This window comes from Dactylosporangium sp. CA-092794, assembly GCF_050948465.1.
Classification (GTDB): Bacteria; Actinomycetota; Actinomycetes; order Mycobacteriales; family Micromonosporaceae; genus Dactylosporangium.
Map to the genome: position 1 here is coordinate 4,469,392 of NZ_CP192044.1, position 16,790 is coordinate 4,486,181.

The window sequence follows — 16,790 nt, forward strand, 5'->3', positions numbered from 1 at the left end:
CGGGCCATCGGCGCGGGGACGAGGAGGTCGTCAGCGGCGGGCGGTCAGACCTTGGTCCACTTCTGGTTCCCGGCGCCGGTGCAGGTCCACAGCTGCAGCTGCGAGCCGTTCGCGGTGCCGTGGCCGGCCACGTCGACGCACTTGTTGGCGTTGGTGTTCACCAGGTCGCCGGCGGCGGAGAGGGTGAACTGCTGGGCGGCGGTGCCGTTGCACGTGTACAGCTGCACGGCCGTGCCGTTGGCGGTGCCGGCCGCGGCGGCGTCCATGCACTTGCCCAGGGCGCGGACGGTGCCGTCCGAGCCGATCGTCCACTGCTGCGCCGCCGTGCCGTTGCAGTCGTAGACCTGCAGCCGGGACCCGTCCGCCGGGTTGGCGGCGGGCACGTCGATGCAGCGGCCGCTCTCGGTGCCGCGCAGCGCGTTCGTTCCGCCGGTCGGCGGGGTCGAGGTCGTGCTGACGTGCACGTAGTCGACGAGCATGCGGTTGACCGACGGCGTGCTGCCGTCCGGGCTGCCCGGGAAGCTCCCGCCGACCGCGAGGTTCATGATGATGAAGAACGGGTGGTCGTACACCCACGGGTTGCCGCGGGTGCTGGACGGGGTGGCGCGGAAGTACTCCGAGCCGTCGATCGTCCAGATGATGAGGTTCGGCGACCAGTCGACCGCGAAGTTGTGGTAGGCGTTGCCCAGCGGCTGGCCGATGTTGCGGGTGCCGCCCACCGCGTTGCCGCCGGAGTAGCCCGGGCCGTGGATCGTGCCGTAGACGGTGTTCGGGTCGCGACCGACGTTCTCCATGATGTCGATCTCACCGTCGCCCGGCCAGTTGCTGCCGCCGAGCATCCAGAAGGCCGGCCAGAGGCCGTTGCCCTTCGGGACCTGGATGCGGGCCTCGATGTGGCCGTACAGCTGGGTGAACTTGCCGGCCGTCTGGATCCGGCCGGAGGTCCACTGGCAGGTGCCGTACCAGCAGCTGTGCCCGCCGCTCTCCCGGCGCGCCTCGATCACCAGGTGACCCTGGCCGTCCTGGTAGACGTTGCTGGTGCCGCTGTTGTAGTACTCGAGCTCCGAGTTGCCGAAGCCGCCACCACCGGTGTCGAAGTTCCACTTCGACGAGTCGACCCCTTGCCCCGACGCTCCGCTGAAGTCCTCGTTCCACACGACCGCCGCCTGCGCGACGCCCGGTCCCGACACGACCGCCAGGCCGGTCGCGACGACCGTCGCGAGCAGCGCGGCGGAGGCCAACGATTTGAGTCTTCGCACCTGCATACCTCCCTGCGGGTCCCCTCTGGGCAAGGCGCCCCCGCGGACCCTCGGGCGGAAGGGCCGGGCGCCAAGGGATCTGTGAGGTTACTTAACAGATCTATCGCAGGCTATGTCTGCCATGGCGCGCCGTCAATACGGGACTTGAATCAAGGCCCAGCGGTACCGGTGGCGGCCTGGGTCCGGCCGTTGGCGTAGACGGCTTGCCTGAAGTAGCTCCAGGGCACCGCCTGCCCCTGCCCGCGGCAGGTCCAGTCCGCGCCCGGCCGGTACGCCTCGATGAAGCCGGGCACCGCCGCGTCGACCGCCTGGCTGTCGAAGATGTCCAGAACCTGCCGCAGCGGCCCCGTCTGCAGCGCGATCCGGACCGCGTCGTCACCCTTGAAGTGGCCGTCGAGCCGCTTGTCGATGAACTTTCCGACGGGGTTCTTCACGTAGAAGGCGCGGCACGTCCGGTCGATGAGGTCGAGATAGGCCCGGACGGTCGAAGGGGTCATCTCGGTGAACGAGTGGATGTTGATGCACAGGTCGAAGGGGGCGGCTCCGCTCAGCTCGGCGATGTCCTCGACGTCCACGAACCTCAGCTTGGCGAACTGCGTGCCGTCCAGCACCTTGCCGAGGTAGCTGCGGCTCAGCCGCAGGGTGTTGGTCAGGTCCACGATGCAGTACTCGGCGACGTCGTGATTGGACAGCAGGGTATGGCAGGTGCGGCCGTAACCGGCGCCGATCTCGAGGACGCGGCTACCGGCCAGCTCGACGTGCCGCTCGATGAAGCCGAGCTCCAGGACCGCCTGCAGATAGTCCATGCACAGCTCTTCTCCCCGGTGCCGGACCGTGAGCGGGTCGCCCAGTTCGCGCCCGTTGATCCGGCTGAGCTTGGCCCACTCCAGCGGGCCGAGGTTCAGGGCGAGGCTGTAGAGCAGGGTCTTGAGGTACCGGATGCCGTTCGCGGTGGGGTTCCACAGCGAGATGTTGTAGTTGCGCTGATCGGACTTGAAGTTGGTCAGGTCGAGGGATGCGTCCTCGTTGACCCACTCCTTGGAGATCAGCTCCCACTGCGGGCTGGCCTGAAACTCGTGTGTCATCTGCGTCCCTTCATCCGTTCGCGGCGGCGAACCGCGGGGTCAGGCGGCCGTGCATTCGATGACCGCCCAGTCGCCGGAGACCGGCGTGTTCGTCAGCCGGAACCCGCAGTCCGCGGTCAGCCTCCGCCACTCGATGAGGTTGCGCTCGCGGCCGCCCATCACGGTCAGCATGTCCAGGTCGAGGAACTTCGCCGGATCCCAGGTGTTCAGCGGCGCGACGACCTGCTCGAGGATCATCAGGCGGGCCGGCGCCGGGCCGATCGCCGCGCGGACCCGCCGCAGGATGGTGGCGGCATCGTCGTCGGGCCAGTCGTGCAGCACCGCCTTGAGCACGTAGAGGTCGCACCCGGCCGGCAGGTCGTCGGTGAGGAAGCTGCCGCCGACGAGCTCGACCCGGTCCGTGACGCCCCGCTCCGCGAGCAGCGCCGGGGCGCGCCGCACCACCGACGGCCGGTCGAACAGCACGCCGGTGCTCTCCGGCAGGCGCTGGAGCAACGCGGCCAGGAAGTCGCCGTGCCCGCCCCCGATGTCCGCGATCCGCCGCGGCGAGCCGAAGTCGTAGCGCCGCAGGTAGATGCCGCCGATCCGGCGGCTGGCCGCGGTGATGGCGTCGTCGAAGACCGCCTCGTGCTCCGGGTTGTCGTGCAAATGATCCCAGAAGGTCTTGCCGAAGACGGTGTCGAACGCCGGGCCGCCGGTGCGCACGCTGTGGCCCAGCGCGGAGTACGCCTTGGTGAACATCTCGGAGGCGTCCAGCAGCACCGCGTCGCGCACCGAGTCCGGCACGTCGCAGCGCAGACCCTCGGCGATCGGGGTGAGGCCGAACACCTCGGACTCCACCTCGACGAAGACGCCGATCATCGCGGCGCAGCGCAGGATCCGGAACAGGGCCGGGGCGTGGCAGCCGGTGGCGGCGGCCAGTTCGGTGACCGGCCGGGGGCCGGCGGCCAGCTCGTCGGCGATCTTGAGGGTGGCGAGGACGTGGACCATCGCCGTCATCCGCTGGCCGTTGGCGAGCAGCATCAGGCGGAGCCTGGGCGAGAGGTCCGCGCCGGCACCGGGGACCATGGCGTCGACCGATCGCTGTTCAGCCATTGCGTGACTCTCCATCCAGAAGGTGGGCGGCGAAGGCGCCGGCGGGCGGGCCGAACTGCAGTACCACGTGCCCGGCGGCGGAGTTGACATCTCGCCAGGCGCGCTGCACCGGATCGTTCTCGTGCTGTCCACGCACGCCGCCGACCCGGAAGAGCCGGTCGACGGCGTCGGCCAGGAGCTCCGTGGCGATGGCGAAGTCCCGGGGCGAGCGAACCTGCTCCGCGTCGCCCCAGGCGCCGGCGTCGGCGACCGCCGCGGCGCGCTCCAGCAGCAGCTGTGCCGCGTCGACCTCGCCCGCGCTCCGGGCCAGGGCCTGCTGGACAACGGCGCTGTCGCGGGCCCGGCCGCCGCCGACGTCCGTCTTCGCCGCCATGCGGGCGGTCCAGTGCCGCAGGGCCGCCCGGGACGTGCCGAGCACCGGTGCCGCGAACGTGATGCCGTTGACCAGCTTGAACGGCACCCGATGGCACCGGGCGTCGGATCCGGTGCCGGTCCCGGCCATCAAGGCCTTGTGGGAGAAGGACCGGTGCGCCGGCACGAACGCGTCGTCCACGGCCACCGACCGGCTGCCGGTGCCGCGCAGCCCGACGGTGAACCAGGTGTCGACGACCCGGTAGTCCGGCCGCGGCAGCAGGAAGAAGCGGTACTCGGGGCGGTCGGCGGCCGGGGCGAGCGCGCCCAGCATGGTCCACTGCGCGTAGTCCACGCCCGTCGCGAAGCCCCACTGCCCGCTGAGCCGCCAGCCGCCCGGTACGGCCTCGACGCGCCCGGCCGGCGGGATGGAGCCCGCCAGCGGGACGTCGGGGGACGCGTTCCAGATGTCGTGCTGGCCCTCTGCCGGCAGGTGCGCGGTCATCCGGCCGACGATGGCGAGCACGGCGGCGTTCCACGCGGTCGCGGCGCAGCCCTCGCCGACCAGCGTGACGGCGGTGAGCAGGTCGGCGAAGGTGCCGGCCGTGCCGCCCCACCGGGCCGGGACCAGGTGGCGGGCGAACCCCGTGGCGAGCAGCTCGTCCACCACCGCGGAGGACAGGCGTCGGCGGCGGTCGGCGTCGGCGGCGTGGCCGCCGGCCAGCGCCGCCAGCCGGGCGGCGCCGGCCGGCGGCGCACCGGACGGACGGCCGGCGACGGCGGTGCTGCCCACCGCGGGCGTGGTGGCGGTCACCGCGCCACCCCGCTCGGCGCCCGTCCGGCCACCTTCACCAGCTCCGGTACCAGGTCCGCCGGGGTCGGCAGGTCCAGTATGTCGGCCCGCAGCCGTTCGGCGTTCTCCCGGTACGAAGGCCGGTTCAGCAGATCGAACAGGGCCGCGCGGATCGTCTCGGCCGCGGTCCGCGGCTCGCCGGCCAGCTCGATGCGGACCAGATGCCGGCCGGCGCCGAGCTGCTCGAGCCGGTCGCCGGTCATCATCTGCTCGGGCCGCGGCGAGATCACCAGCTGCGGCGTGCCGCTGGCCAGCGCCGTCATCGTGGTGCCGCCGCCGCCCTGATGGACGATGGCGCTGCAGCTGGGCAGCAGCAGGTGCAGCGGCAGCGACGACGCGACCCGGGTCCGGGGCGGCAGCGCGCCGAGCCGGTCCAGCTGCGCGGGCGCGACCGCGAAGACCACCTCGATCTCGATGTCCCGCGCGAGGGCGGCGACGGCCGCGACGACGTCGTCGAAGACATCGGGCACCGCGCTGGCCTTGGTGCGCCCCGCGGTGATCCCCCAGGTGACGCAGATCCGCGGCAGGCCGGTCGCCTCGGGCGGGTCGCGCAGCCACGGCGGCACCCCGCCCCGGCCGTTGTAGGGCACGTACCGGCAGTCCAGCCGCGGCTCGGCGGAGGGCAGCCGCATCCGCGGCGGGCACGGGTCGATCCAGGCGACCGGGTCGGGGCGGGGCGGGACGCCGAAGCGCTCGAACAGCCGCCGGTAGCCTTCGACCGGTTCGCCGGTGAACAGGTTCCGCTCGTGCCGCGGGACGGCGATGTTGCCCCACAGGGTGCCGACCGTCGGCACGTCCGTCACCGCGCCCGCCACCTGCGCCGCGAAGGTGATCGCGTCGTGCACGATGAGGTCGGGACCCCACGATCGGGCGTAGCCGACCAGCCCGTCGACCATCGCCTCGGCGGTCCGGATCTGCTTCTCCCCGAGCGCTTCGTACATCTCCCGCTGCTCGCTGGTGAGCAGGTGCGGCCGGCCGTGCCAGTCGCAGGTCCAGCGGGGCTGGACGTGCCAGGACCGCAGTCCGGCGACGGCCCCGGTGGCGGTGAGATCCGGTTCTTCGGCCAGCGGCACGGCGCAGAGCCCGGCGGCGTCGGCGGTCTCGGTGAGGCCGGGCGCCACCGCGACGCGCACCTCGTGCCCCGCGGCCTGCAGCGCCCAGCCGAGCGGCACCATCGGGTACAGGTGCGATGGCCAGGCCCATGTCGTCAGTAGCACTCGCATGTCTTCCACCTCGTCGTCGGCGGCCACAGCTGCGTGCCGATGCTGGCGGGCCGGGCTCGACGGCCGCCGGAGCGGTGCTGGAGCGCGGGCCGACGCCGCGGCCGCCCGGATCGAGCGCCGCTCGAGCGCCGCTCGGCACGGTGTCGGTGGCGGCGGCCGGCCCGGCCGCGGTGACGGGAGGCGGTACGAATGGTTGGGACAACGCCCGGTGGCTCGACGGCACGGGTGCCGGTCCTCGTCGTGGGCGGCGGCGTCGTCGGCCTGTCCGCCGCGCTGTTTCTGCACTCGCACGGCGTGCCGGCGGTGGTCGTCGAGCGTCATCAAGGCACCTCGCTGCTGCCCCGGGGACGGATGCTGACGTTGCGCACGATGGAGCTGTTCCGCGGCCTCGGCCTGGAGCGCCGCCTGCGTGACGCGCCGCCGTCGGTGTTTCGCGACTGGCCCGGGAGCGTGCGCGCGGAAACCCTGAACGCGGTGCGGTTCGCGCAGTCGACCCGGGCGCCCGAGTCGAGCACCGCCGGGCTCAGCCCGTGCGGCCCGCTGCTGATCGACCAGAGCGAGGTGGAACCGATCCTGCTGCGGGAGCTGCGGCGGCGGGGCGTGGACGTCCGGCTGCACCACGAGCTGGTCCGGTTCGCCCAGGACGCCGACGGGGTGCGGGCGACGGTGGTCGACCGGGGCGGCGGCGGGCCGTACGAGGTCCGCGCGCGGTTCATGGTCGCGGCGGACGGGCACCGGTCGGGGGTGCGGGAGGCGCTGGGCATCGGCGTGCACGGCGAGGGCCGGCTCGCCGAGATGGCGAACATCGCGTTCCGGGCCGACCTGTCCGGACCGCTGCGCGGCCGGCGGCTCGCGCTGTGCTACGTCGACCGCCCGTACCCGCAGACCCTGCTGGCCCGCCTCGACCGGGGCGACCGCTGGACGCTCATGGTCCCGTTCCGGCGGGCCGAGGGCGAGACCGGGCCGTCGTTCACCCCGGAGCGCTGCGTGGAGCTGGTCCGGGCCGCGATCGGCGCGGACGACGTGGCGGTGGAGCTCATGCCCGCCTATCCCGGCGACGGACGGCTGGTGCACACGTGGGAGCTGGCCGCCTGGGTGGCCGACCGGTACCGCGCCGGCCGGGTGTTCCTGTGCGGCGACGCCGCGCATGTGGTGCCCCCGGCCGGTGGGCTCGGCGCCAACACCGGCATCCAGGACGCGCACAACCTGGCGTGGAAGCTCGCCGCGACGCTCGACGGCAGCGCCGGCCCGGGCCTGCTGGACAGCTACGAGCAGGAACGGCGGCCGGTCGCGGACCTCACCGCGGCGTGCTGCCTGCAGCGCCAGCGGCAGCGCACCCGGGGCACCGAGCTCACCATCGATCCGCTGGCCGCGGCGGTCGGCTACGAGTACCGCTCGGACGCGGTGCTGAGCGACACCGCCGAGGCGCCGGTGGCCCGCCCGCCGGCGGCGCTGGCGGCCCAGCCGGGCACCCGGGTGCCCCACGTGCCGCTCGTCGGCGACTCCGCGGCGGCATCGATCCTGGACCTGCTGGGCAATCGGTTCACGCTGCTGGCCGGCGCGCAGGGCGCGGGCTGGGACGAGCCGGCACGGCTCGCCGCCGCCGCCCTGGGCGTCCCGGTCGCCGTGCTGCGCGCCGGCCGGGACTTCCGGCCCGCGTGGGCGCAGTGGGAGGCCCGCTACCGCACCGGCCCGGCGGGCGGCGTGCTGGTGCGGCCCGACGGGTTCGTCGGCTGGCGTGCCGCCGCGCCGACCACCGCGCTCGCCGGCGCCCTGGCCGGTCTGCTCGGCCGCGTCGCACCGGCGTCGACCCCGCCTCGACCGGCCGGTGACAGCGTGACCGGCGCGGCCGTACGGGCCGCCCCACAACGGTCTGGAGAGTGATCGCATGGCGGACGTCGAACAGCGCCCGAACGCCCGGGCGGCGATGCGACTGCACGAGCTCGCCAACAGCCTCGGCGTCGCGGCGGCGGTGCAGGCCGCGGCACAGCTCGGCATCGCGGACAGCCTCGGCGAACAGCCGGTGCCGGTGGCCGACCTGGCCCGAGCGGTCGGCGCCGACGAGGGCGTGCTGCACCGGCTCATGCGGGCGCTGGCACACCACGGTGTCTTCCGCGACGCGGGTCAGCACCGGTACGCCCACACCGAGCTGTCCCGGCTGCTGCGCACCGACGCCCCGGGCAGCCGGCGCGACATGGTGCTGCTGGCCGGCATGCCCTGGGCGTGGGAGGTGTGGCCGCGGCTCGGTGATGCCGTGCGCACCGGCAAGGCGGTGTTCCCGGCGATCTACGGCAAGGACCAGTTCCGCTACCTGAGCGAGGACGCGCCAGACGCGGCGGCGGTGTTCAACCGTGCGATGACGAACGGGAGCGTGATCACCGGCCGGGCGGTCGCCGACACCCTCGACGTCGCGGACGTCCGGACCGTCGCCGACATCGGCGGCGGCCACGGCCTGGTGCTGCGTCACCTGCTCGAACGCCACCAGCGGCTGTCCGGCGTCCTGATGGATCTGCCGTCCGTCGTGGCCGGGGCGGAGGCCGCGCTGCGACCCGGCGGCGGGCTGGCCGGCCGGTGCCGGATCGTCGGCGGTGACTGCCGGGCGGAGGTGCCTTTCGTGGCCGATCTCTACCTGCTCAAGCACGTGCTGCACATGTGGGACGACGACCAGGCCGCCGCCGCGCTGAGCGCGATCGCCCGAAGCGCGCCCTCCGGCGCGCGGGTCGTCGTGGTCGAGCAGCTCGTCGACGCGAGCCCCGAGCCCGGCATCGCCGCGGTGATCGACCTGCTCATGCTGCTCAACATGGGTGGCAAGGAGCGCACCCGTGACGACTTCGCCGCGCTGTTCGAGCGGTGCGGCCTGCGCCCGGCCGGCGTCACCGCGACACCGAGCATGGTGCACCTCATCGAGGCGGTCGTGCGGTGACCGCGGACACGAGCACGGAGCCGGTCGCGGCGCCCCCGGGTCCGCCGCCGCGGCCGCGCCCCACGCCGGCCGGCCGCCTCGCCGAGCTGCGCCGCCTCTGCGACCCGGGGCAGGCGGAGACCGCGGCCGGCCGGCGCCAGCATCCGGCCGGGAAGCGCACCGCCCGCGAACGCGTCGCCATGCTGGTCGACGACGGCTCGTTCGTGGAGGTGGACGCGCTGGCGCGGCCGGCGCGCGGCGCGGACGCCGGCGGGCCGGACCGCCGCGGCGACGGTGTCGTGGCCGGGTACGCGACGGTGGACGGCCGCCCGGTGTGCGTGTTCAGCGAGGACTTCAGCGTCTTCGGCGGCACGCTCGGCGAGGTCTCGGCCGGGAAGATCATCAAGGTGATGGACATGGCGCTGCGGGTGGGCTGCCCGATCATCGGCATCAACGACGGCGGCGGCGCGCGGATCCAGGAAGGCGTCGTCGCGATGGGCATGTTCGCGGAGATCTTCTACCGCAACGTCCAGGCCTCCGGCGTGGTACCGCAGATCTCGCTGATTCTCGGCCCGTGCGCCGGCGGCGCCGCGTACTCGCCGGCGATCACCGACTTCACGATCATGGTCGAGGGCATCTCGCGCATGTTCCTGACCGGTCCGGACGTCATCCGGGCGGTCACCGGGGAATCGGTCAGCCTGGACGAGCTGGGCGGCGCCGCCGTGCACAGCTCGACCTCGGGCAACGCGCACTACCTGGCGCGCGACGAGCCCGACGCCATCGCCTACGTCCAGGACCTGCTCGCCTACCTGCCGAGCAACAACCTCGACGCCGTACCGCGGCGGCCGGGTGCCGCAACCCCCGCGACCGGGCCGGCGGACCTGGAGCTCGACCTGATCGTGCCGGCCGCGCCGAACCAGCCCTACGACATGCACGAGGTGATCGTCCGGCTGCTCGACGACGGGGACTTCCTGGAGGTGTCGGAGCTGTTCGCGGCGAACGTCATCGTGGGCTTCGGGCGGATCGACGGCCGCAGCGTCGGCATCGTGGCCAACCAGCCGATGCGGCTCGCCGGCTGCCTCGACATCGACGCCGCCGAGAAGGCGGCCCGGTTCGTGCGCACCTGCGACGCGTTCAACGTGCCGGTGGTGTCGCTCGTCGACGTGCCCGGCTTCCTCCCCGGCACCCAGCAGGAATGGGCCGGCATCATCCGGCGCGGTGCGAAGCTGATCTACGCCTACGCCGAGGCGACCGTGCCGCTGATCACGGTCATCACCCGGAAGGCGTACGGCGCCGGCTACGACGTCATGGGCTCCAAGCACCTCCGCGCCGACCTCAACTTCGCGTGGCCGACGGCGGAGATCGCGGTGATGGGGGCGGGCGGAGCGGTCAACATCATCCACCGCCGCGAGCTCGCGGCCGCGAGCGACCCGGACGGCCTGCGGGCCCGGCTCGTCGCCGACTACGAGGACCGGTTCGGCAATCCGTATGCGGCGGCCGACCGCGGCTACCTCGACGAGGTGATCGAACCGTCGGCCACCCGGCACCGGCTCGCCGCCGGCCTGCGGCTGCTGGAGAACAAGCGGGTGATCGGCGCGCCCAGGAAGCACGGCAACATTCCGCTGTGACCCGCGCCCGCCCGTGGCCGGCGCAGCGGCTCAGCGGGCCGCCTCGATCATGCCGAGCACCTCGGCCGGCAGCGGCAGCGCCGCCACCTCGTCCCGCACCGCGGCGGCCCGCCGGGCGCCGTCGGCGGTGAGCAGCCGCTCGACGGCCCGGCGCAGGCCGCCGGCGTCGCCCTCCTCGGCCGGGTCGCACATGATGCCGGCGCCGCAGGCGTCGACCCGCTCGCTGAAGGCCGCCAGCACCGGCGCGAGGGGCACCATCAGCTGCGGTACCCCGGCCGCGACCGCGGTCAGCCCGGTGCCGGTACCGCCGTGGTGGACCAGCACGTCGCAGGTCGGCAGCAGCAGGTGGAACGGCAGCGACTCCACCACCCGGGTCCGCGGCGGCAGCGCCGGCAGCCGGTCGCGGTGCGCGGCGGTCACCGCCAGGACGATCTCGAGGTCGAGATCGGCCAGCACGGTCAGGACGTTGGCGAATACCTCCGGCATGGCCTGCGGGCGGTGCCGGGCCGCGGTCATGCCCCAGGTCAGACAGGCGCGGGGCGCGCTCGGGCGGCGCCACAGCCAGGACGGGTGCTCGCCGGGGCCGTTGTAGGGCACGAAGCGCGCCGAGATCCGCTCGACCGGGGCGGGCCACTGCAGGGCCGGCGGGCACGGGTCGATCCACCCGTGCGGTCCGGCCGGCGGGGCGACGTCGAGGCGCGCGAACAGCTTGGCGTAGCCCGGCACCGGCTCGCCGGCGAAGTCCTGCAGCTCGTTGCGCATGATCATCGGCGAGCCGAACATGTGGCTGAACGCCGGGACGCCGAGCGCCGCGGCGGCCACGGCGCCGGCGTAGGCGACGCTGTCGTGGACGACGACGTCCGGCCGCCATGCGCGGGCGAAGTCCATGAGCTCGTCCAGCATGGTCTCGGCCATGGCGAACTGTTTGTCGGCGAGGGCCGCGAAGACGGCCCGGGCGCCGTCGTCCAGCGCCTCCGGCGAGCCCGCCCACCGGCGGGGCCAGCGTTGCTCGCCCCGCCAGGCGGCGAGGTCGGCCCGACCGGACATCTGCCCGGACGGGCGGTCCTGCCCGACCCCGACGGCGGTGAGGCCGGCGCCGGTGATCGCCGGGGCGCACCCGGGCGGCGCCGCCACCCGTACCTCGTGACCGGCCGCGAGCGCGGCCCACGCGAGCGGCACCATCGGAAAGAGGTGCGACCCTCCGGTCCAGGTGACGAACAGCAGTCGCATCGGTCGTTCCCTTCGTGCGTGATTCGGGCGGTTTATCGCGGGGCCCGGGCCGGCCGCGGGGCGGGTACGTCTGGTGCGAGCCGGCGAACCTCGTCCCACAGGTCGCGGAGCGAGTCCTCCAGCCGGCGGGCCGGCGCCCAGCCGAGCAGCCGCCGGGCGGCGCCGATGTCCACGCGCAGCCACTCGGGGCCGCGCCCGCCCTCGGCCGCCGGGCGGGGCCGCTCGACGACCCGGCACGCCACCTCACTCACCCGGACGAGCAGGTCGACCAGGGCGCGGATGTCGGTCGCCACGCCGCTGCCGATGTTCAGCAGCGCCGGGCCCGTCCGGGCCGCCGCGGCGGCCCGGACGGCCGCCGCCGCGTCGAGGGCGTCGACGAAGTCGCGGTGCGCTCGCAGCGCGGTGAGCTCGACCACGGCCGGCGCGTCGCCGCCGTCGGCGCGCCGCAGGCGGCGGGCCACCCGGCCGAGCAGGCTCGACGGCGGCGATCCCGGGCCGGCGAGATTGGCCAGCCGGAGCACGACCGCGTCGATCCGCCCGGCCCCGGCCGCCGCCAGCACGGCCTCGCTGCCCTGCAGTTTGGTCCGTCCGTACTGGGTCGCCGGCGCAGTCGGGGTCGTCTCGGCCAGCGCCCGGCCGAACGGCTGCGGCGTGTACTCGTTGACCGAGCCGATGTGCACCAGCCGGGGCGTGTGGACCGTCCGGCTCAGCGCCGCCACCACGTTGCGGGCCAGCGTCACGTTGCCGGCGATCATCTGGGCCTCGTCGACCTCCCAGACCGCGCCGGCCGCGTTGACCACGACCTGCGGCCGCAGGTCGTCGACGACCCGGGCGAGCGCGTCCGGCTCGCCGGCGGCCAGGTCCATCGCGATGGCCCGGGCACCGCGGGGCCGCCGGCAGACCGAGGTCACCTCGAAGCCGTCACCGGCGAACGCGGCGACGACGTGCCGGCCCACGAAGCCGGTACCACCCAGCACGAGCGCGCGTCCGCGCGGTGCTCCGTGCGCTGCCGGACCACGGGAACCGTCCTCAGCCATGCGACCCCTCCGCTTCGCCGGTCCGGCCGGTGCGGATCCGTGCGGCTCACCCACGGTGCACTGGCGCGCTCGACCCGGCGTCGATGCCCGGTCGAGTGCGCGCTCGACCGCGCGTCGATGCGCTTCGGGCACATTGCCGAGGTATGGAGATCGTCGAGCTGCCGGTGCCGGACGCATACCTCGTGACCCCGCGGCACCTGCGCGACCCCCGGGGAGCCTTTTTCGAGATCTTCCGGGCCGGCGCGGTCGGCGCGGCGCTGGGCCGGCCGTTCCCGATAGCGCAGGTCAACTTCTCCACCTCGCGGCGCAACACGCTGCGCGGCATCCATGGCACGATCACGCCGCCGGGGCAGGCGAAGGTCGTGATGTGCGTCCGGGGCGCGGTCCTCGACGCCGTCGTCGACCTGCGGGTCGGCTCGCCGGCGTTCGGCCGGTGCAGCGTGAACCGGCTCGACAGCCGCTCCGGCGCGGCGGTCTGCGTCGCCGAGGGCCTCGGACATGCGTTTCTCGCCCTGAGCGAGGAGGCGTGCGTGGGCTACCTGTGCTCGACCGAGTTCGTCGCCGGCACGCAGGTGGACGTCAATCCGCTGGACCCGTCGCTCGACCTGCCGTGGCGCACGGTGACGAGCGATCTGGTGCTGTCCGCGAAGGACCGTGACGCCATGTCGGTGGCGGAGGCGGCCGCGGCGGGCAAGCTGCCCGCGTACGACGAGTGCCGGCGGCTGTACGCGCGGGCCGGCGCGGACCCGGCCCCGCCGGTCGGCCCGCCGGCGCAGCGCCCGCCGGTCAGTCCGCAGACCCTGCGCCGGTGAGCCGCTCCAGCACCGCGACCAGCTCGGCCGGCGATGGCTGCCGGCGCATTTCGGCGCCGAGCCGGGCGGTCCGCGCCCGGTACCGCGGATCGCCGAGCAGGTCCCGGACGGCTCCGGCGACCGTTTCGGGCGCCCGCTGGTCCTCGCCTTCGAGGGTGATGCCGATGCCGCAGGCCCGCACCCGCGCGCCGAACATGGCCAGGGCCGGGTTGAACTGCGGCAGGACGAGCTGCGGCAGGCCGAATGCGATCGCCGTCAGGCCGCTGCCGGAACCGCCGTGGTGCGCCACCAGGTCACACGTGCCGGCGAAGAGGTTGAACGGCACCGAGTCGACCAGCCGGGCCTGGCCGGCGCCGCGCCCGGGCCGGTCGTCCGCGCCGGCGCCGAGAACGATCGTCTCCACCTCGGGCAGGCTGTCCAGCACGGGCAGCAGCGTGTCGAGGACGGCCCGCCCACCGAGCGCGGCCGACATGCTGCCCAGCGAGACACAGATCCGGTGGCGTGCGCCGCGGCGGCCGACCCATCCGGGCACCGAACCGGCGCCGTTGAACGGCACGAAGCGGATCGGCCGGGCCGGCGCCGCGTCCGGGCAGGCGAAGCTCGGCGGGGACGGGTCGAGCACCAGCGCCGGTTCGGGCAGCCCGTCGGGCAGCCCCAGCCGGTGGCAGATGTCGCCGAGCGCGCGCCGGGCGGGCTCACGAGCCTGCGTGGACATCGTTTCCGGCCCCCAGCGGTGCACCACCGCGGGAATGCCCAGCAGCGCGCCGACGATGAGGGCGCTGAACTCCAGCGGGTCGCCGATGATCAGGTCCGCCCGCCACCGCCGGGCGAGGTCGAGATGCTGCTCGACCACCGCGTCGACCCGCTGCCGCCAGCGGTCGGCGAGCTGCTCCCACGTCGGCTGCCACGGGGCCGCCCCGCCGGTGTGCTGCCGGGCCACCTGCGCCATCCGGGCGCGCCGCTCGGCCTCGTGGGCCTCGCTGCCGACCGTCGCGGTGGACAGGCCCATCGGGCCCGCGGCCGCCACGAGGTCGGGCTGGCCCGCGACGAGCACCTCGTGGCCGCCCGCGCGCAGCGCCATCGCCAGCGGCACGATCGGCAGGAGATGACTGGTGACCGACACACAGGTGATAAGGACCCGCACGCCGCCTCCCTGTCTGTTCGCCGGGTCGGTGGAGATCGCCTCAGGCGGTCAGGCCCTCGAGCACGGTGACCACATCGGCGGGCGTGGGCATTTCCTTGATCTCGTCGCGCAGCTGCTCGGCACTCTTGCGGTGGGCCGGGTCCTCGAGCACGGCGCGCACGGCGTCGCGGACCGCCGCCGGGTCGTTCTGGGTCTCCGCCTCGTCGAGCATCCGCCCGGCGCCCACCTGCTGAATCCGCTCGGCCACCACGAACATGTCCGCGACGCCGGGCAGCACCACCTGCGGCAGGCCGAAGGCGCACGAGGTGAGGGTCGTGCCGGCGCCGCCGTGGTGGACGACCGCGTCGCAGGTGCCGAGGAACAGGTTGATCGGGACCGGATCGACGACCCGGACCGAGTCCGGGATCGAGGTGAGCTGGTCGCGGTACTCCGGCTCCAGGGTCACGATCGTCTCGGTGTCCTCGATCTGGCTCAGCCCGTCGATGACCGTCTGGAACAGCGGAATCCCGTTGAGCGCGGCGGTGAGGCGCCCGAACGACACGCAGATCCGCCGGCCGCGCGGCTCGGCCAGCGCCCAGTCCGGCAGGGAGCCGGTGCCGTTGAACGGGATGTACCGCTCCGGCTGGCTGGCCGGCGCCTCGGGCACCTGCAGGCTCGGCGGGCAGGGATCGAGCACCAGGGCGGGCCTGGGCAGCTCGGCCAGCCCGATGCGGCCCATCAGGGTGCCCATCGTGCGGCGCGCCATCTCCTGGCCGGGGTTGCCGCTGGGGTCGATGCCCCACCGGTGGCTCACCGTGGGTACGCCGAGCACGCCGCCCACGACGAGGGCGCTGAACTCCAGCGGGTCGGAGACGATGAGGTCGGGCCGCCACTCGCGGGCGAACTCGAGGTATCGCGAAACCATGTACCGGCAGTGGATCAGCCAGATCTTGTTGACCGCGTCCCAGTGCCCGTCGCGGACCCGGATGCGCCCGACCTCGATCGGGCGCTTGCCGTCGGGCAAATTGGCGGTCAGCGGCTCCAGCGCGTCGAAGTAGTCGCCGACGATCGCGGTCGACAGCCCGGCGGCATGGGCGGCCCCGGCGATGTCGGGCTGGCCCGCGACCAGGACCTCGTGACCGCTCGCGCGGAGCGCCCAGCCGAGCGGAATCATGGGAGCGAAGTGGGTGGACACCGGGGTGCCCATGATCAGTACGCGCATCGGTGCTCCTCGTCCTGCGGGACCGTCCACGGGGTGGCGTTGCGCGGTCCACCCTGGACGCCGCGGATCGAGCGGGCCTGGCGGCCGGCTGGAGCGGTGCCGATCGCCGCTCCGGCCGGAGCGGGGCGGACGACCCCGCTCCGGCCGGCGGCCGGCTCAGCCGGTCTCGTCGGCGGCGGCGGCGAGCATCTGGTAGAGGCTGCGGCGGGTGTCCAGCAGGAGCTGCCGCACTTGGGCGATCCGGGCGTCGTCGGCCGCGTCGAGGGCGTGGCGGACAGCGGTCAGGACGTGCTCGCAGAGGGTGCCGATCTCCACGAGCCGCTCGTCGGGGGCCGGTGTGGTGTCGGCCCAGACGGCGGCGAGCGCGTCCCAGTTGTCGTTGACGTAGACCTCGCCCTGCTCGCTGAGCTGGTAGGTCTTCCGGCCGAGGGTCTCTTCGGTGCGCACGATGCCTTCTTCCTCCAGCAGTTGCAGGGCCGGGTAGACGCCTCCCGGACTGGGCTTCCAGCCGCCGTTGCTGCGCTCGGTGATGCGCTGGATGAGCTGGTAGCCGTTGAGCGGCTGCTCGGCGAGCAGGGTCAGCACCGCGGAACGGATGTCGCCGCGGTTGGTGCGGCGGCGGGCCGGGGCGATGCCGGCGATGCCGGCGATCCCGGCGAGGCTCGCCGCGGGCGGCAGGGCCAAGGTGCTGGCGGGCCGGTTGGGCGGGAACACCCGGTGGCTCGCCGGCGCGGTGGACGGCCCCTGCTCGGCCGCCGCGGCGATGGTCTCGGCCGGTCGGGCCGTGCCGACCTCCGGCGTGGTCTCGGCCGGTCGAGCCGTGCCGACCTCCGGCGTTGTTTCGGCGGGTTTGGGCGAATTCATGGTCAGTGGTCCCTCCGGTTGCTTTTTCCGAGATACGGTCTAGTCTACTAGACTATCGAGATGTTCTATAGAACACTCTACACCTGTCACGCCGATCCACAACCCG

General features: G+C 74.0%; 14 protein-coding genes. 4 read left to right on the forward strand and 10 right to left on the reverse strand.

Annotated elements, in window-relative coordinates:
- Positions 1-44 precede the first annotated feature (44 nt).
- The 5 genes from ACQPXD_RS19250 to ACQPXD_RS19270 all read right to left on the reverse strand — a co-directional run bounded on the left by ACQPXD_RS19250 (position 45) and on the right by ACQPXD_RS19270 (position 5,866).
- A complete protein-coding gene (locus ACQPXD_RS19250) occupies positions 45-1,259 on the reverse strand; it encodes a ricin-type beta-trefoil lectin domain protein (RefSeq protein WP_432840316.1) in 1,215 nt (404 codons plus the stop codon).
- A gap of 149 nt (positions 1,260-1,408) precedes the next feature.
- Positions 1,409-2,344, reverse strand: a complete 936-nt coding sequence (locus ACQPXD_RS19255; protein WP_432840318.1) for a putative sugar O-methyltransferase — start codon at positions 2,342-2,344, stop codon at positions 1,409-1,411.
- Between the two features lie 39 nt (positions 2,345-2,383).
- The gene (locus ACQPXD_RS19260; protein ID WP_432840320.1) at positions 2,384-3,439 is read right to left on the reverse strand and encodes a methyltransferase; all 1,056 of its coding nucleotides are present in this window, start codon (positions 3,437-3,439) and stop codon (positions 2,384-2,386) included.
- Positions 3,432-4,604 (reverse strand): acyl-CoA dehydrogenase family protein, encoded by a 1,173-nt coding sequence (locus ACQPXD_RS19265; RefSeq protein WP_432840322.1) that lies wholly within the window; start codon positions 4,602-4,604, stop codon positions 3,432-3,434. The genes ACQPXD_RS19260 and ACQPXD_RS19265 overlap by 8 nt, the downstream gene beginning before the upstream one ends.
- Positions 4,601-5,866 carry a nucleotide disphospho-sugar-binding domain-containing protein gene (locus ACQPXD_RS19270; protein ID WP_432840324.1) on the reverse strand — a complete coding sequence of 422 codons (1,266 nt, stop codon included), beginning with the start codon at positions 5,864-5,866 and terminating at the stop codon, positions 4,601-4,603. Before ACQPXD_RS19270 ends, ACQPXD_RS19265 begins: the two co-directional genes overlap by 4 nt.
- Positions 5,867-6,055: 189 nt before the next feature.
- Here ACQPXD_RS19270 and ACQPXD_RS19275 point away from each other — a divergent pair, with 189 nt between their 5' ends.
- The 3 genes from ACQPXD_RS19275 to ACQPXD_RS19285 all read left to right on the forward strand — a co-directional run bounded on the left by ACQPXD_RS19275 (position 6,056) and on the right by ACQPXD_RS19285 (position 10,396).
- The gene (locus ACQPXD_RS19275) at positions 6,056-7,750 is read left to right on the forward strand and encodes an FAD-dependent monooxygenase (protein WP_432840326.1); all 1,695 of its coding nucleotides are present in this window, start codon (positions 6,056-6,058) and stop codon (positions 7,748-7,750) included.
- 4 nt (positions 7,751-7,754) lie between these two features.
- Positions 7,755-8,789: a methyltransferase gene (locus tag ACQPXD_RS19280; RefSeq protein WP_432840328.1), complete on the forward strand. Its 1,035-nt coding sequence runs from the start codon at positions 7,755-7,757 to the stop codon at positions 8,787-8,789.
- An 86-nt stretch (positions 8,790-8,875) separates the two neighbouring features.
- Positions 8,876-10,396 carry an acyl-CoA carboxylase subunit beta gene (locus ACQPXD_RS19285; RefSeq protein ID WP_432843898.1) on the forward strand — a complete coding sequence of 507 codons (1,521 nt, stop codon included), beginning with the start codon at positions 8,876-8,878 and terminating at the stop codon, positions 10,394-10,396.
- Positions 10,397-10,426: 30 nt separating this feature from the next.
- Here ACQPXD_RS19285 and ACQPXD_RS19290 read toward each other — a convergent pair whose 3' ends face one another.
- Positions 10,427-11,626: a nucleotide disphospho-sugar-binding domain-containing protein gene (locus ACQPXD_RS19290; protein WP_432840330.1), complete on the reverse strand. Its 1,200-nt coding sequence runs from the start codon at positions 11,624-11,626 to the stop codon at positions 10,427-10,429.
- Between the two features lie 32 nt (positions 11,627-11,658).
- Positions 11,659-12,663 carry an NAD-dependent epimerase/dehydratase family protein gene (locus ACQPXD_RS19295; protein WP_432840332.1) on the reverse strand — a complete coding sequence of 335 codons (1,005 nt, stop codon included), beginning with the start codon at positions 12,661-12,663 and terminating at the stop codon, positions 11,659-11,661.
- Between the two features lie 143 nt (positions 12,664-12,806).
- On the opposite strand from ACQPXD_RS19295, the gene ACQPXD_RS19300 reads away from it, so the two are divergent.
- A complete protein-coding gene (locus ACQPXD_RS19300; RefSeq protein ID WP_432840334.1) occupies positions 12,807-13,475 on the forward strand; it encodes a dTDP-4-dehydrorhamnose 3,5-epimerase family protein in 669 nt (222 codons plus the stop codon).
- On the opposite strand, the gene ACQPXD_RS19305 is transcribed toward ACQPXD_RS19300, so the two are convergent.
- The 3 genes from ACQPXD_RS19305 to ACQPXD_RS19315 form a co-directional block, all read right to left on the reverse strand.
- Positions 13,450-14,619, reverse strand: coding sequence for a nucleotide disphospho-sugar-binding domain-containing protein (locus ACQPXD_RS19305; protein ID WP_432840336.1), 1,170 nt, complete (start codon positions 14,617-14,619; stop codon positions 13,450-13,452). The two genes, ACQPXD_RS19300 and ACQPXD_RS19305, sit on opposite strands and share 26 nt — an antisense overlap.
- Positions 14,620-14,659: 40 nt before the next feature.
- On the reverse strand, positions 14,660-15,820 hold the full coding sequence (locus ACQPXD_RS19310) for a nucleotide disphospho-sugar-binding domain-containing protein (protein WP_432840338.1): 1,161 nt from the start codon (positions 15,818-15,820) through the stop codon (positions 14,660-14,662).
- A gap of 156 nt (positions 15,821-15,976) precedes the next feature.
- Positions 15,977-16,684, reverse strand: coding sequence for a PadR family transcriptional regulator (locus tag ACQPXD_RS19315; RefSeq protein WP_432840340.1), 708 nt, complete (start codon positions 16,682-16,684; stop codon positions 15,977-15,979).
- Between the last annotated feature and the right edge of the window lie 106 nt (positions 16,685-16,790).